Source organism: Pseudonocardia yunnanensis (genome assembly GCF_039534065.1).
Classification (GTDB): Bacteria; Actinomycetota; Actinomycetes; order Mycobacteriales; family Pseudonocardiaceae; genus Pseudonocardia; species Pseudonocardia yunnanensis.
This window is the reverse complement of the sequence record NZ_BAAAUS010000020.1, coordinates 130,684-145,356: the sequence shown is the minus strand read 5'-3', so window position 1 is coordinate 145,356 and position 14,673 is coordinate 130,684. Positions and strand designations below refer to the sequence as shown.

Below are 14,673 nucleotides of genomic sequence, written 5' to 3'. Positions count from 1 at the left end.
CCTTGTCACCCGTGTGGATCAGGGTCGCCGGGACTGCCCTGGAGATCGAGATGTGCAGGTGCCGGCAGGTACGGGGTCGTGATCGGCGGGCGTCTCGGCGTCCTTCGACCCACCGATTCGACGCAGGGAGCGATCGACGAGGGTCACCGCCAGGAAGAGGAGCGCGCAGGGGCCGAGGAACAGGGCCAGGTGGTGCAGGCCGGGCGTGTCGGCGCGATCGGCCAGGAAGGCGCCGTTGGCGGCGGCAGCGCTGATCGCGCCGAGATAGAAGAAGGTGCGGTACAAGCCGGCCGACGAACCGGTCCGAGTGGGGTCGGCTTGGTGGTACATGGCGTTCTGGTTCGCGAGGTTGTTCAGCCCCTGGGGGATGCCCAGGAGCAGAGCGAGGCCGACGAGCCACCAGATCCCGGTGGCGGGGCCGAGCAGCAGCAGCCCGGCGCAGGCGACGACCTGGGCGACGGCACCGACGACGAGCTTTCCCCGCACCTCGGTACGGCGTCCGGTGACCGCCGAGACGACGACCCCGATGGCGAACATCGGGATCAGGACGAGCCCGGCCACGGTCGGCGACAGCCCGCGCCCCTGCTCGAGCCACTGCGTATACCCGTAGAGGAAGGCGTACGCCACGACCGCCGTCAGCAGGGTGCGGGCGTAGGTGGCGAGCAGCGGGAGGTTGCCACCGAGCACTCGCAGGTCGATGAACGGGGTCGCCGCGCGCAGCTCCCACCATCCCAGTCCGACGGCGGCTGCGACGGTGATCGCGAGCAGGTAGGCGTGTGAGAGCTGTGGGGTCGTCAGGAACAGCAACAGCGAGACGAGCATCGTGGCGAACAGGACGATGCCGGCGAGGTCCACCGTGCTGGCCAGCCCGGTCGTCCGTGCCGATGCGCGGGTGCGGGGCAGACGCAGCGCTCCGAGGACGAGACAGGCCACGGCGAGCGGAACGTTGACGGTGAAGGTGGCCCGCCAGCCGCCGAGGCCGATCAGCAGCCCGCCCAGGCTGGGCCCGACCACGGCGATGGTCTGGCTGGCGATCACGAGCAGGGTCAGGACGCCGTTGGGGCTGTCGCGCCCTGTGCGGGTGGCCTCGCTACGGATGAGGTACATCGCGGCCGGGTAGCCGGCGCACGTGCCGAACCCGAGCAACACCCGGGCGACGACCAGTGCCCCCACGGACGCGGCGAGAGCGCCGAGAATCCCGGCGATCCCCACCAGGGCGGTGCCGGCCAGGTAGAGGCGGCGAGGTCCGTAGATGTCGACCAGCCGCCCGACGACGGGCTGACCGATGGCGGTTGCGAGATACAGCGCGGAAACCAGCCAGGCCGTCTCGGACGGTGGAGCCCCGAGGTCGATTCCGATCGGGATGAGCGCCACGGCGATCATCGAGGAGTTCACGGGATTCAAGATCGACCCGAGGATCATCGGCGCGATCAGCTTGCGGTCGAACGTGTCGTCCGTCGGAAGGGAACGTCCGGGCCTGGTCAGGCGAGTCAGCCAGGTCATGCGTGGGTGAGCCGTTCCAGGAGGGCCATCGCCTCGATGACGGCGCGGCGCTCGGCTTCGGTGAAGCGCTCGTGGAGGGCACGGGCCAACCATTCCTCGCCCGCGTGCCGGCTGTCGTCGATGAACTCGCGGCCGGCCGCGCTCAGCGACACCAGTTGGCGCCGGCCGTCGCCGGGGTCGGGATGGCGCTCGATCAGCCCGCGCTCGTCCAGCACCGAGAGAACCGCCGCCACCGACTGCGGACGGACCCGCTCGGCCGCCGCCAGCGCGCTGGCCGTGGCCGCTCCGTCTTTGTCGAGGCGGCTGAGGATCGAGGTCTGGGACGGAGTGAGGTCACCGCTGTCGTAGGTCTCCCGGAGCCGACGTCGCAGCCGGCCAACAACCACCCGGACATCGCGCGCCGCGCACACCGCCGACGCCGCCACATCACTGCTGATCTCGGACATTCCGTGACCGTAGATTCAACAGTCCAAACTGACAAGTTCAAACTGAGCAACACAGACTGAACAGTTTGGGTTGTGGTTCAGCCGGCGAACTGGTGTCGCTGCGGATGCGTGGGCCCCGACTCTCGGACGAGCGGCACGTTCGTACGCCATCTATTGCACGAACGGTCCACTCGTTGCCGCGGGCGGGGCTGGGGCCCGGCCGCAAGGTCAGGAGCTTTGCGGGGGTGCTGGCGTGCTGATATCCGGACGATCGGCGCGTTCGTGCCGATCTAGTGGATGAACGGGTCGCTCGTTGCCTCAGACGGGGTCGGCTGCCAGATCGGGGGCTTGGGTGCTGGCGCGCCGATTTCCGGACGAACGGCACGTTGGTCCCGACCTACTGGATCAACGGCCCGCTCGTCACCCGCGCGGGCCGGGGGACGGCCCCAAGACCGGGAGCTTGGGTGCTGGTGCGCTCATTTCCGGACGAGCGGCACGTTGGACCCGATCTACTGGATCAACGGCCCGCTCGTGGCCCCCGGGTGGGCTGGAGCTGTCCTGAACGTGCGGTCGGCTACACGCCCGCGGCGACGAGCGCGCCGTGGACGAACTGCTTGGCCGCAGGCACCTCGTCCTCCGTGACGTGCTCGATGATCACGGGCATGTTCGGGTGCTGCGCGGCGAGCAGCTCGAGGTAGAGCGGGTAGTTCAACGCGCCCTGTCCGGGGCCGTGCAGCTCCATCGCCCCGACGCCGCGGAAGGACAGGTACTCCGCCGCACCGGTGTCGGCGTGCTTCTCGCCCGTGTCGGTGGCGCGGGCCACATCCTTGGCGTGCGCGATCTTGATGTACGGGCTCAGCTCGGCGAACATGCGGCGCAGCACGCCGTCCATGTCGTCGATGTTGTGGTCCTCGTAGTAGTTGGTCGGGTCCATCACCAGGCCCAGGTGCGGGCTCGAGATGTCGCGGAACAGCCGCAGCGTGGCGTCGATCGTGCCGATGACGTTGTTGACGTAGGTCTCCACGCAGAAGACGGCGTCGTGCTTCGCGGCCTCCTCGACCAGGCCGCCGATCACGTCGAGGCACTCCGCGTACCCGGCCTCGGTGAGGTTGCGCGGGTCGGGGGCCCAGTCGCTGCCGGTGTTGTAGGTGCCGGTCTCGCTGATGACGTAGGGCGTGCCGAGGTGGCGCCCGCTGCGGATGAGGGCGCGCAGCCGGTTCAGCCGCAGCTGCCGCTCGGCCGGGTCCGGGTGGATGATGTTGGTGTATCCGGACACCGAGACGATCGGCACGTCGTGGCGGCGGTAGGTGTCGCGGATCTCCTTGCACTCGACCTCGGTGAGCCCCTGCTCGGTGAAGCGAGGATCGGTGAAGTCGAGGTCGAACTGCACGCAACCGAAGCCATGGGCGCGGGCGCGCTGCGCAGCCTCGTCGAGGTCGTGCTGGTAGATGCCGGAGAAGATGCCGACGGGCAGCATGTGCCACTCCTTCGTGGAGGTCCTGAGAACGGTCGATGGGACTCAGAGGAACTCGGCGGGCGACACCGCGCGCCGCTCGTCGATCGATCGGTAGGCGGCCTCGACGAGGGCCATGGTCTTCAGGTTGTCGCGCGCGGGGAGTGCGGGCGGTTCGCCGGTCGCGAGCGCGTACTGCAACTGCTCCATGACGCCGGCGAACGCGTCGGGGAACCACTGGGTGTTCCAGGTGGGCTGCACCCACCCGTCGGTCGACTCGCTGGAGTACCGCAGCGTCGACGGGCTGCCGTCGGGGTAGTCCGGCCAGCCGAGGGTGCCGGTCGCCAGCCCGCGGGTGCCCTCGACCCGCCAGCGGATCGCCACGTCGCCCTCGACGCCCTCCTGTACCGGCCCGCCCCACACGTCCTCGAAGCTCACCGCGAGCACGCCGCCGGGGAACCGCAGTGTGGAGGCGACGATGCCGTCGACGTGCTCGAACGTCGTGCGCGGGTCTTTACGGACGGCGGTGTAGACGTCCTCCGGCTCGCCGAACAGGTACCGCAGCGCGTCTAGGTGGTGGACGCTCATGTTCGCGATCGTGAGCCGGTCGTAGTCGCGCAGGAACGGCTGCCAGTGCGGCACCGCGCGCATGTCGACCGTGGCCGTGACGATCTCGCCGAGCTCACCACGGTCGATCAGCTGCTTGAGCACCCGGATCGACTGGTCGTAGCGCATGTTCTGGTTGACCGACATGACCTTGCCCGCAGCCTCGACCTCGTCGACGAGCCTGGTGGCCTCCGCGAGGTTCAGCGCGAGCGGCTTCTGGGCGAGGACGCCGCGGATGTGGTCGTGCCGCAGCGCGGCCCTGATCACGTCCGGCTGCAGGTGCGGTGGGTAGGCCACGTCGAGGATCTGCACCGCGGGGTCGGCGACCAGGTCCTCGACGGTGTCATGGACGGTGGGGATGTCCCAGCGCTTGGCGACGGACTCGGCGCTCGCCCTCGTGCGGGAGGTGATGGCGCGCACCGGGAAGCCGGCACGCGCGTAGGCGTCCAACTGGACGTCGGCCATGATGAAGCCCGCGCCCACGGCGCCGATGCCGAACTCGCGGCAGCGCACCGGCTGGTCGGGACTCACGTCGGTTCCGCTCACAGCTCCCCCACCCGGAAGACCGTCTCGTAGCGCCGCTCCTCCCCCGGCTCGAGGAACGTCATCGAGCCGTTCTCGCGCGCGGCCACCTCGCCCTGGACGTGATGGGTGGACGGTTCGAACCCGATCGCGTAGGCGCCCTCCCGCAGGTGCAGCCACTGGAAGAACGCCGGGAACTGTGCGGTGTCGAACTCCAACTCGAAGAAGACCCCGAGCCGCTCGTTCACCAGCCGTGGGCGCACCTTGCCCGCCCCGTCGGGCTTGAGCTCGTGCTCGTAGACCTGCTCGACGAAGCCCTTCTGCGGGGCGGGCATCTCGATGTTGGACACGCCCTGCTCGGCGACACTGTCGCTCTGCCAGGCCGTGCGCTCGACCGGGAACTCGCAGCGGGCGCCCTCGTCGAGGAACGGCCAGCCGATGTTGACGTGGTAGAGGTACATGTGCGGCGTGGGGTCGAACCCGGCGTTGCGCACTGTGTCGATCAGCCGGATCTCGGTGCCACCGACGTCGGCCTCGATCCGGCGTGTCAGTCGCAGGTGCTCGCCGAAGATCGCAGCCTGGCGCACCTCGCCCTCGGCCCACAGCACGCAATCGCCCTCGTCGGTCCAGCGCTCGCCGTAGCCGTGCAGACGGGCGGGGATGTTGCCGACGCGTCCGTGCAGCCCGTTCGACACCGTCTCGCGAGGCGGGTAGCGGTACTGAGAGGCGTCCACCTCGGCGGAGAAGAGGGTGTGGTCGAGCCCGGCCGTGAGCAGCAGTCCCGAGAAGCTGCGCATCATCGACAGGCCGTCGTCGTCGCGGTACTCGTGCAGCCCCGGGTGGCGGAATCCGGTGGCGGATCGCCAGCCGAACCCGTTGCCGCGGAACTCCGCGGTGCCCAGGTCCATCGCGCGGTCGACCAGCACGTCGAAGGACAGTCCTGCGCCGGTGCGGAACTCCAGCGCGCGGATCCCGCGCTCCGCCCCGTCGTCCAGGACGACCGCGCGCACCCCGCCCGCCGCGGCGGCATCCCCTGCCAGCCGGGCCAGACCGGTGCGGTCGTAGTCGCGGCCGTTCAGCCTCATGCCATCACCCACCCTCCGTTGACCTCGATGCACTGTCCTGTGACGAAGGAGGAGTCCGGCCCGGCAAGAAACGCCACGACGGCCGCAAGTTCCTCGGGGCGGCCGCGCCGCTTGAGCGCCTGCCGGTCCAGCACGAACTGCTGGTACTCCTCCGGATTCTCGTGGATCTCCTCGGCGGCCGTGGGGAACGCGCCGGGCGAGACGCAGTTGACGCGGATCCCGTGCTCGCCGAGCTCTCGGGCAAGCGCGCGGGTGAACGCGGCAGCGGCGCCCTTGGTGGAAACGTAGGCCGCGAGGTCCGCCCAGCCGCCGTGCATCGTGATCGAGGCGATGTTCACGATCGCCCCCTCCCCTGCTGCGACCATGTGTCGGGCCGCTGCCTGCGCTGCCACCCAGTACGCGCGCTGATTGACCACGACGACCTGCTCGTACTCGGCGAGCGGCACCTCGAGGAACGGCCTGCTCGGGTAGATCGCGGCGTTGTTGACCAGCACTCGCGGCCCGCCCAACTCGGCGGACGTTCGCTCGACCGCTTCCTCGACCGCGGCGGCGTCGCGGAGGTCCACGGGCAACGGCAGGACGCGCACGCCGGTCTTCCCGACCTCTTCCGCCGTGCGCTCCAGGCCCGCCTCGTCCACGTCGAGCAGTGCGACGTCGAGGCCGTCGGCGGCCAGGCGCACGGCCGTGGCCCGGCCGAGTGCACCGGCTGCGCCGGTGACGAGCGCCGCCGTCACCGGGCACCACTGACCCGGACGGCGACTCGTGACGGTGCCGTCCCGGTCGGTCCCTCGACTCGTGCGCGCATCGGCGACCCCCATCCCGGCCCGCGCCGGACGTCTTCGTCACAGTGCCTGGTTACCCACGGTCTCCCGGAGCTCTCATTGGGCAACACACCTGCGGTTGACACCTCGAACCGGTGCTGCCTAGCGTGATGTTAGCGCTAGCGGTAGCGCTAACACCAGGGCGAGGGAGCGACCGTGACAGGCCAGCAGGAGGACCATCAGCGCCCCGGAGTACTCACCGGCTACCGGGTCCTCGACTGCTCCATCGCCATGGCGGGCCCGTTCGCCGCCCAGCGGCTGGGCGATCTCGGTGCCGACGTCATCAAGGTCGAGCCCGTCTCCGGCGAGTGGCAGCGCCATGCCGCCGCCGGTGGCGCCACCGGCAATCGGATCAACGTCTCGTTCCTCTCGCTGAACCGCAACAAGCGCTCACTGGCCGTCGACCTGAAGTCCGAGGCCGGCCGCGACATCCTGCGCACGCTGGTGGCGTCAGCCGATGTGTTCCTGCAGAACTACCGGCCTGGTGTGGCCGCCCGGCTCGGGGTCGACTACGAGAGCCTGCGCGCGATCAACCCCGACCTGGTCTACGTCTCGATCTCCGGCTACGGCGAGGACGGCCCCTACGCGGGGCGCCCCGGCCAGGACCTGCTCCTGCAGGGCATGTCGGGCGCCATGCTATCCAGCGGCCGCGCCGGCGAGGCACCGCGCGCGGCCGGGCAGTACATCGTCGACGCCGTCACCGCCTCCACCGCGTTCGAGGGGGTGCTCGCCGCGCTGCTGCACCGGGAGCGCACCGGCGAGGGCCAGCTGGTCACCGTCAACATGCTCGACGCGATCACCACACTCCAGATGCAGGAGCTCTCGGTGTACACCGTCGGCGGCCTGCCGCAGGCCCGCTCGGAGCAACCGCACGCGCACGTCTACATCCGCTCGCCCTACGGGACGTTCAAGACCGCCGACGGCTACATCGCGCTCGCCTTCCCGCCGCTCAAGACGCTGGGGGAACTGCTCGGCGAGGACTCCTTCCTCGACATGATCGACGAGGAGCACGGGTGGACCCACCGCGACGAGATCTTCGCGGCCACCGCCCGGCATCTGGAGACCCGCTCATCAGAGCACTGGCTCGACGCCTTCGCCGCGGCCGGCATCTGGGCAGGCCCCGTCTACGGCTACGCCGATCTGCTGGAGGACCCGCAGATCCGCCACAACGGCACATTCGTCACCTACGACCACCCCACCGAGGGCGCGGTCACGGTGCCCGGCTTCCCGTACAAGTTCTCGGCGACCCCACCCCGGATCGATCGCGGCGCCCCGCTCGCGGGCCAGCACAGCCGTGAGGTGCTCCGTGAGCTCGGGCTCGACATACCCGCGATCGAGGGACTGCTGGAGTCCGGCGTCGTCGTGGAGAGCACATGACCGCCTCGCGTGCGGCTTTCCGGGGCCTGACCTGGGACCATCCCCGCGGCCACGACGCGCTCGCCGCAGCGGCCGGGGACCTGATCGTCTGGGACACCCAACCGCTCGAGGGTTTCGAGTCGCACCCGATCGACGACCTGTGCGCCCGCTACGACCTGGTCGTCCTCGACCATCCCCACCTCGGGGAAGCCGTCGCGGCAGGCTGTCTCACCCCGCTCGACGAGCTGTTCAGCGCCGACGAGCTCGCGGTGTGGAGCGCGGCGAGCATCGGCCCCACGATGCGCTCGTACGTCGTCGAGGGTCGCCAGTGGGCGCTCCCGCTCGACGCGGCCACGCAGGTGAGCGCCGCACGCGCGGACCTCGTCGGCGAGCCGCCTGCAACCTGGGACGAGGTGGAGCGGATCGCCCGCAGCGCGCCGGTCGCGCTCTCCCTGGCCGGGCCGCACGCGTTCCTGTCGTTCGCCTCGATCGCCGTCGCGCTCGGCGAGGAACCCGCCTCCTCCCCCGACCACCTGCTCTCGACCGGCACCGGGCTCGCGGTGCTCCGCCTCATGGAGTCGATCGACGCGCATGCACCGGCTGAGACCCGTGTGCTCAACCCCATCAAGCTCCTGGAGCTGATGTCGGCCACCGACCGGCTCGCGCTCTGCCCGCTCGTGTACGGCTACGTCAACTACGCAGGGCGCCTGGCGTTCGGCGACGCCCCCGCCGTCACGCCTGGCGGACGCCCCGGCTCGACGCTCGGCGGCACCGGGATCGCGATCAGCGCCCGCTGCGCGCCCAGCCCGGCGCTGCTCGACCACGTGCGCCGGCTGATGAGCACCGAGGCGCAGACCCGGTTCATCCCCTCCCACGCCGGTCAGCCCAGCGCGCGGGCGGCCTGGTCCGACGACGGCGTCAACGCTGCGGCGGGCGATTTCTACCGGCGGACGGCACGCACCTGCGAGACGGCTTGGGTGCGTCCGCGACACGACGGCTACATCGAATTCCAGTCGGACGCCTCCGCCGTCGTCCGAGCCATTCTCGCGGGCGATCTCGATAACCGCCGCGGGCTCGACCGGCTCCAGCACCTCTACCGTGCCAGCCACTCGGAACGGGAGAAGACCTCATGACAACCACGACACCCTTCATCGATCTCGGCACCGAGGAGGTTCTGCTCGACGTCATCGACTGCGTCGCAACGCTCACGCTCAACCGGCCCGCAAAGCTCAATGCCGTGACCTCGCGAATGTCCGCGGCGATCGTCCACGCCATCGGGTGGTGCGATCGCTCCGACTCGGTGCGGGCGATCGTGGTCACCGGCGCGGGCGACCGCGCCTTCAGCGCCGGCTCGGACATCGCCGAGCTCGACCGGTACGCCACGCCGTGGGACTTCCGCAACCGCACCGACTACTGCGACGCGATCCGCGCCGCGCGGACCCCGACAATCGCGGCGGTGAACGGGTACGCGCTCGGTGGAGGCCTCGAGACGGCCCTGTCCTGCGACATCCGCATCGCGTCCAGCACCGCCTCGTTCGCCGCTCCCGAGATCAAGCTCGGTTGGATCGGCGGCGGCGGCATGACGAGTTTCCTCACCCGCGCCATCGGTCCGAGCAACACGGCCTTCATGACCATGACGGGCGAACGGATCGATGCCGACCAGGCCCTGACCTGGCACCTGGTCAGCGAGGTGACGGAACCGTCCGGCCTGATTTCACGGGCATGGGAGATCGCAGCGATCATCGCCTCGCGAGCACCGATCGCCGCGGAGACAGCGAAGATCAACCTGCGGGCCGCCTACAGCATGTCGGAGGACAAGGCGCTGGAGTACGAGCGCGACCTGCAGACGATCTGCTTCGCCACCGAGGACGCCGCCGAAGGCAGGCGCGCCTTTGCAGAGAAGCGCGACCCCGTGTTCCGCAGGCGCTGATAGGAACCCATGGACGGAAGCAGTGACAGCGAGGGCGCCGGGCCGGAGAACCCGCACCAGGGGTTGGCTACGGTTCCGCCCGTGAACCCGACGCCTCGCCGCCCGCGCAGGCGCTCCGCGACTCGCTCGGTGACCCTCGCCGATGTGGCGACGGCCGCGGGCGTGTCTCCCCAGACGGTCTCCCGGGCGCTGCGCGACAGGGAGGCCGTCGCGGTGGATACCTACGAGCGGGTGGAGCAGGCCGTCGCCGCCACCGGGTACGTCCCGAACCTCGCGGCGAGCAACTTGGCATCCAATCGCAGCCGTGCGGTGGCGGCGATCATCCCGCTGATGAACGCCTCGGTGTTCGCCGAGACCGTGCACGCCTTCTCCGAGGCGCTGACCCCGCATGGCTACCAGATCTTCGTGGGCAGCACCGACTATCGGCCCGACCAGGAGGAGCAGCTCATCCGCAGCTTCCTCGGCAGGCGCCCCGACGGCCTGCTCGTCGTCGGCACCGAGCACACACCCGGCACACGGGCGCTGCTCACGTCGGCGGCCATCCCCGTCGTCGAGACGTGGGGCTGGACCGACGATCCTGTCGACCTGCTCATCGGGTTCTCGAACGCGGCGGCCGCGGCCGAGCTCGTCCGCCACCTGGTCGACAGGGGGCGGCGGCGCCTCGTCTACGCCGGCGCACTTCAGTCCGGTGACTTCCGCGCCGCCGAGCGCCGGGACGGGTTCGCCGCGGCCGTGCGTGAGCTCCTGGCCGTCGAGCCGCGGATCGTCGCCGCCGACGACCTCTCGGTCAGCATGGACACCGGTGTCGCGCTGCTCGACCGGGCACTCGCCCGCTACCCGGACACCGACGCCGTGGTGTTCGCAAGCGACGTCTTCGCCGCCGGCGCCCTGCTCGCCTGCACCCGGCGGGGCATCCCGGTCCCGGAGCGGCTCGCCATCACCGGGTTCGGCGATTTCGAGGTCTCGGCACACCTCGTGCCTTCCCTGACGACCGTGGCTGTGCCGACGCAGGAGATCGGGACCCTGGCCGGCACGCTGCTGCTGGACCGGATGCAGCGCCGTCCCGTGGCCGAGCCGGTCCGCGACGTCGGTTTCCGGCTCGTGCAACGCGAGAGCTCCTGACACAGTTCGGGCAGCTGATGGCCTGGGTTGCCGAACGGTCGCGCCCTGCAAGAAGGTGCGCAGTGTCGAGTTCGTCGACACGATCCCGAAGTCACCGAGCGGGAAGATCCTCCGCCGGTTGCTGGCCACGCAGCCGACCTGACGTGGAAGCGGTGTCAGGAAATCCCCCGATGGGCGGCTCCCCGACAGAGGGAACCGCCCACCGGGGCGTCGGGACGACTGACGCTCCCGGGCGTCACTGCTCCAGGAGATCCTCGATCACGATGGGGATGTGACGGACGCGGACGCCGGTGGCGTTGTAGATGGCGTTGGCAACGGCTGCCGCCATGCCAACCGTGCCGATCTCGCCCACGCCCTTCGCGCCGACGGCATTGTGCAGCGTGTCCGGGTACTGCACGAAGTGGACGTCGACCTCAGGAATGTCGGCGTTCACCGGGAGCAGGTAGCCCGCGAAGTCCCCGTTGGCCAGCCGGCCGTTCGCCTCGATCTCCATGCCCTCGTGCAGGGCAGCGGACACGCCCCAGATCATGCCGCCCATGATCTGGCTGCGGGCCGTCTTGTCGTTGATGATCCGGCCGGCGTCGAACACGCCCAGCATGCGTGACACGCGGGCCTCGCGCGTCCATTTGTGCACGCGGACCTCGCAGAACTGGGCACCGAACGAACTGAACGAGTGCTTGGTCAGCTCCTCGCCGGGTGCCGACGAGCCGGTGGCGGAGATCGACGGGCGTCCCACGGCCTGCAGCAGTTCACCGAACGTCATCGCCCGGCCGCCGCCCAGCACGCGACCGTCGGAGTACGAGACCTCCATGCCCTCGAACGGTGAGCCGGGGGACGCGGCCACGGCCAGCAGGTCGTCGATCACCTTGGTCGCGGCGATCATGATGGCCGACCCTGCGCTCGCTGTAGCGGTCGAGCCGCCGGACATGCCACCCGGCGGCAACGCCGAGTCGCCCAGCCGCGGCGTGATCCGGTCCGGCGAGATGTCCAGCGATTCCGCTCCCACCAGTGAGAGCACGGTCAGCAGGCCGGTGCCCGGGTCCGCTCCGCTGGTCGCGACCACGGCCGTGTCATCGGCCTGCAGCCTGACCTCGACGGAGGCCGGAAACCGCAAGGCGGGGAACATCGCGGTGGCCGTGCCGAGACCCACGAGCCAGTCGCCGTCGGTGTGGCCGTGCGGCGTGCGGTTCGCCCAGCCGAACCGGGCCGCACCGATGCGGAAGCACTCGTCGAGATGCTTGCTCGACCACTGCAGGTCCTTGCCGGGCGGCGCGGCCGAGTCGTTCCTCAGGCGCAGCTCGATCGGGTCCATGTTCAGCGCAACCGCAAGTTCGTCGATCGCGCTCTCCAACGCGAAGGAGCCAGGCGCCTCCCCCGGCGCCCGCATGAACGTGGTCGGCGGGATGTTCAGCGGCACCATCTTCTGGCTGATGGCCAGGTTCGGGGTGGCGTACCACTCCCGCGAGGTGCCGTGCGACGTCGGCTCGACGAACGACCGGTCGGCCGCTGTGCTGCACCACGAGTCGTGGCGCACCGCGATCAGCGTGCCGTCCGTGTCCGCGCCGAGCGCGATCGTCTGTACGGTCGCGGCGCGGCCCGCGGTCGCCGTGAACACCTGCTCCCGGGTGAGCGCGGCCTTGATCGGCCGGTCGAGAGCCCGGGCTGCTGCCGCCGCCAGGAACGCGGGCGAGGACGTGCGACCCTTGCCGCCGAACGCCCCGCCGACGAACGGGTTCACCGCGTGGACGGACGACGGATCCATGTCCAGCGCACCGGCCACCTCCGCTGCCTGGAGATCCGACCCCTGGTTCCCGCTATAGACGGTCAGCACGCCGGAGTTCCATACCGCGACCGCGGAGTGCGGCTCCATCGCGGCGTGGTTCTGGGTAGCGGTGGTGTACGTCGCCTCGACGACCACCGGGCTCGCAGCGAGCGCGTCCTCGATGGACTCGACGCCGTCGGCGAGAACCGTGTGGGACTGCGGTGAACCGTCGAAGGCCGGGGGCGCGTCCTCGGCCGAGGCCAGTCCGTCCTCCAGCGAGGTCAGGGCCGGCCGCGGCTGGTAGGTGACCGCGACGAGCATCGCCGCGTCCCGGGCCTGCTCGAAGGTCTCCGCCACCACGAAGCCGATCGGCTGGCCGTAGTAGGTGACTTCCCTGTCCTGCAACGGAACCCAGGTCTCGCCGAAGATCGGGGTACTCGGTGTGCGCAGCTCCAGCGGGTCGAACGGCGAGTACACGCCGATCACGCCGGGTGCGCTCTTCGCGGCGGTGACGTCCATGGCCTCGATCTCGCCATGGGCGATCGTGCTGAGCACGATGTATCCGTAGGCCATGCCGGGGAAGTTGTGGTCCGCCCCGTACTCGGCCCGGCCGGTGACTTTCAGCGGCCCGTCCAACCGGCTGACCATCAGTTGCTCCCCTCGGTCAGTTCGAGCAGTGCACGGAGAACGGTGCGCTTCAGCAACGTCACCTTGTAACCGTTCGCGGACAGCGGCCTGGCACCCTCGGCCGCCACGGACGCGGCGGCCTCCAAGGCCTCCGTGGTCACGGGCGCACCCCGCAGGGCCGCTTCGACCGCGGTCAGCCGCCACGGCACGGTCGCCACCCCACCGACCGCCACCCGGGCGTCGACGATGCGCGAGTCCTGGATGTCCAGCGCGACCGCGGCGGAGCACAGCGCGAACTCGTAGGACTGCCGATCCCGCACCTTCACGTACGTCGAATGCGACGCCCAGTCCAGCCGTGGGACCAGGACCTCGGTGATCAGTTCACCGGGGCGCAGGTCGTTCTCCACATCGGGAGAGTCGCCCGGCAGGCGGTAGAAATCGGCCAGCTCGACGATGCGGCTTCCCGCGGCGTCTGCCAACCGGATCTTCGCTCCCAGCGCGACAAGCGCGACCGCCACGTCGCTGGCGTGGGTGGCGACACACGATTCGCTCGTGCCCAGCACGGCGTGCATCCGGTTGGCCCCGGAGATCGCAGGGCAACCGCTACCCGGATCCCGCCTGTTGCACGGCATGGCGACGTCGCGGAAGTACGTGCACCGGGTGCGCTGCATCAGGTTTCCGCCGATGCTCGCCATGTTCCGCAGCTGCTGGGAAGCGCTCAGCAGCAAGGCACGCGAGATCACGGGGTACACGCCGGGGTGCCCGGCGATGTCGCTCATCCGCTCCAACGCACCGATGCGCAGCCCGTCGCTGGTGTCGATGCCTCGCAACGGCAGCTCGTTGATGTCCAGGACACGCTGCGGTGTCAGGACGTTGAGCTTCATCAGATCCACAAGGGTGGTGCCACCGGCCAGGAACGTGCCGGGTGACGCGAGAGCGGCCTCGACGGTAGCCGGTGCTGTGAGTTCAAAGGGACGCATCGGCGTGCCTCGCTTGTTCGATTGCCGCGATGATGTTCGGGTAGGCAGAGCAGCGGCAGATGTTGCCGGACATGAACTCGCGCACGTCCTCGACGCCGTCCTCGACCGCGGCGACTGCCGACATGACCTGCCCCGGAGTGCAGAACCCGCACTGCAGGGCGTCCTGGTCGAGGAACGCCTGCTGGACGGGGTGCAACTGATCCCCGTCGGAGAGTCCTTCCACCGTTGTCACCGGCTGCTTCACGGTGGCGGCCAGGGTCAGGCATGAGAGCACGGGCCGGCCGCCGACGTGCACGGTGCACGCGCCGCACTGGCCGCGGTCGCATCCCTTCTTGGGACCGGTGATGTCGAGGCGTTCGCGTAGCGTGTCCAGCAGTGTCACGCCAGGGTCCACGCTGAGTTGTTCCACCTTGCCGTTGACTTCGAGTGAGATGTCCACTGGATCTTCGTTTCCCCAGATCGTCCATGTTGGAAGCCTGAC

13 protein-coding genes are annotated in these 14,673 nt (G+C 69.9%); 4 read left to right on the top strand and 9 right to left on the bottom strand.

Translation table 11 applies throughout. The features are described 5' to 3' along the window. Nucleotides 1–18: 18 nt before the first annotated feature. From ABD743_RS19425 to ABD743_RS19400, 6 genes are all read right to left on the bottom strand, one after another. On the bottom strand, nt 19–1,503 hold the full coding sequence (locus ABD743_RS19425; protein ID WP_344723527.1) for an MFS transporter: 1,485 nt from the start codon (nt 1,501–1,503) through the stop codon (nt 19–21). Next, complete coding sequence (locus tag ABD743_RS19420) at nt 1,500–1,949, bottom strand: MarR family winged helix-turn-helix transcriptional regulator (RefSeq protein ID WP_344723526.1); 450 nt, start codon at nt 1,947–1,949, stop codon at nt 1,500–1,502. The genes ABD743_RS19425 and ABD743_RS19420 overlap by 4 nt, the downstream gene beginning before the upstream one ends. A 553-nt stretch (nt 1,950–2,502) precedes the next feature. Next, nucleotides 2,503–3,405 (bottom strand): sugar phosphate isomerase/epimerase family protein, encoded by a 903-nt coding sequence (locus ABD743_RS19415; protein ID WP_344723525.1) that lies wholly within the window; start codon nt 3,403–3,405, stop codon nt 2,503–2,505. A 42-nt stretch (nt 3,406–3,447) separates the two neighbouring features. Next, complete coding sequence (locus ABD743_RS19410; RefSeq protein WP_344723524.1) at nt 3,448–4,533, bottom strand: Gfo/Idh/MocA family protein; 1,086 nt, start codon at nt 4,531–4,533, stop codon at nt 3,448–3,450. Continuing rightward, entirely contained in the window at nt 4,530–5,594 is a 1,065-nt protein-coding gene (locus ABD743_RS19405; protein WP_344723523.1) for an aldose 1-epimerase family protein, read from the bottom strand. Before ABD743_RS19405 ends, ABD743_RS19410 begins: the two co-directional genes overlap by 4 nt. After that, nucleotides 5,591–6,328 (bottom strand): SDR family NAD(P)-dependent oxidoreductase, encoded by a 738-nt coding sequence (locus ABD743_RS19400; protein ID WP_344723522.1) that lies wholly within the window; start codon nt 6,326–6,328, stop codon nt 5,591–5,593. The genes ABD743_RS19405 and ABD743_RS19400 overlap by 4 nt, the downstream gene beginning before the upstream one ends. A 243-nt stretch (nt 6,329–6,571) precedes the next feature. On the opposite strand from ABD743_RS19400, the gene ABD743_RS19395 reads away from it, so the two are divergent. The 4 genes from ABD743_RS19395 (at nt 6,572) to ABD743_RS19380 (ending at nt 10,823) form a co-directional block, all read left to right on the top strand. Further along, nucleotides 6,572–7,792: a CaiB/BaiF CoA transferase family protein gene (locus ABD743_RS19395; RefSeq protein WP_344723521.1), complete on the top strand. Its 1,221-nt coding sequence runs from the start codon at nt 6,572–6,574 to the stop codon at nt 7,790–7,792. After that, the gene (locus ABD743_RS19390; protein WP_344723520.1) at nt 7,789–8,904 is read left to right on the top strand and encodes a hypothetical protein; all 1,116 of its coding nucleotides are present in this window, start codon (nt 7,789–7,791) and stop codon (nt 8,902–8,904) included. Before ABD743_RS19395 ends, ABD743_RS19390 begins: the two co-directional genes overlap by 4 nt. Next, nucleotides 8,901–9,701, top strand: a complete 801-nt coding sequence (locus ABD743_RS19385) for an enoyl-CoA hydratase/isomerase family protein (RefSeq protein ID WP_344723519.1) — start codon at nt 8,901–8,903, stop codon at nt 9,699–9,701. Before ABD743_RS19390 ends, ABD743_RS19385 begins: the two co-directional genes overlap by 4 nt. Before the next feature lie 81 nt (nt 9,702–9,782). Continuing rightward, nucleotides 9,783–10,823: a LacI family DNA-binding transcriptional regulator gene (locus tag ABD743_RS19380; RefSeq protein ID WP_344723518.1), complete on the top strand. Its 1,041-nt coding sequence runs from the start codon at nt 9,783–9,785 to the stop codon at nt 10,821–10,823. 235 nt (nt 10,824–11,058) lie between these two features. Here ABD743_RS19380 and ABD743_RS19375 read toward each other — a convergent pair whose 3' ends face one another. From ABD743_RS19375 to ABD743_RS19365, 3 genes are read right to left on the bottom strand one after another with little or no spacing between them, the layout of a single operon-like run. Then, nucleotides 11,059–13,233 (bottom strand): xanthine dehydrogenase family protein molybdopterin-binding subunit, encoded by a 2,175-nt coding sequence (locus tag ABD743_RS19375; RefSeq protein ID WP_344723517.1) that lies wholly within the window; start codon nt 13,231–13,233, stop codon nt 11,059–11,061. Continuing rightward, nucleotides 13,233–14,192: an FAD binding domain-containing protein gene (locus ABD743_RS19370; RefSeq protein ID WP_344723516.1), complete on the bottom strand. Its 960-nt coding sequence runs from the start codon at nt 14,190–14,192 to the stop codon at nt 13,233–13,235. The genes ABD743_RS19375 and ABD743_RS19370 overlap by 1 nt, the downstream gene beginning before the upstream one ends. After that, nucleotides 14,179–14,631, bottom strand: a complete 453-nt coding sequence (locus tag ABD743_RS19365) for a (2Fe-2S)-binding protein (protein ID WP_344723515.1) — start codon at nt 14,629–14,631, stop codon at nt 14,179–14,181. Before ABD743_RS19365 ends, ABD743_RS19370 begins: the two co-directional genes overlap by 14 nt. Nucleotides 14,632–14,673: the final 42 nt, after the last annotated feature.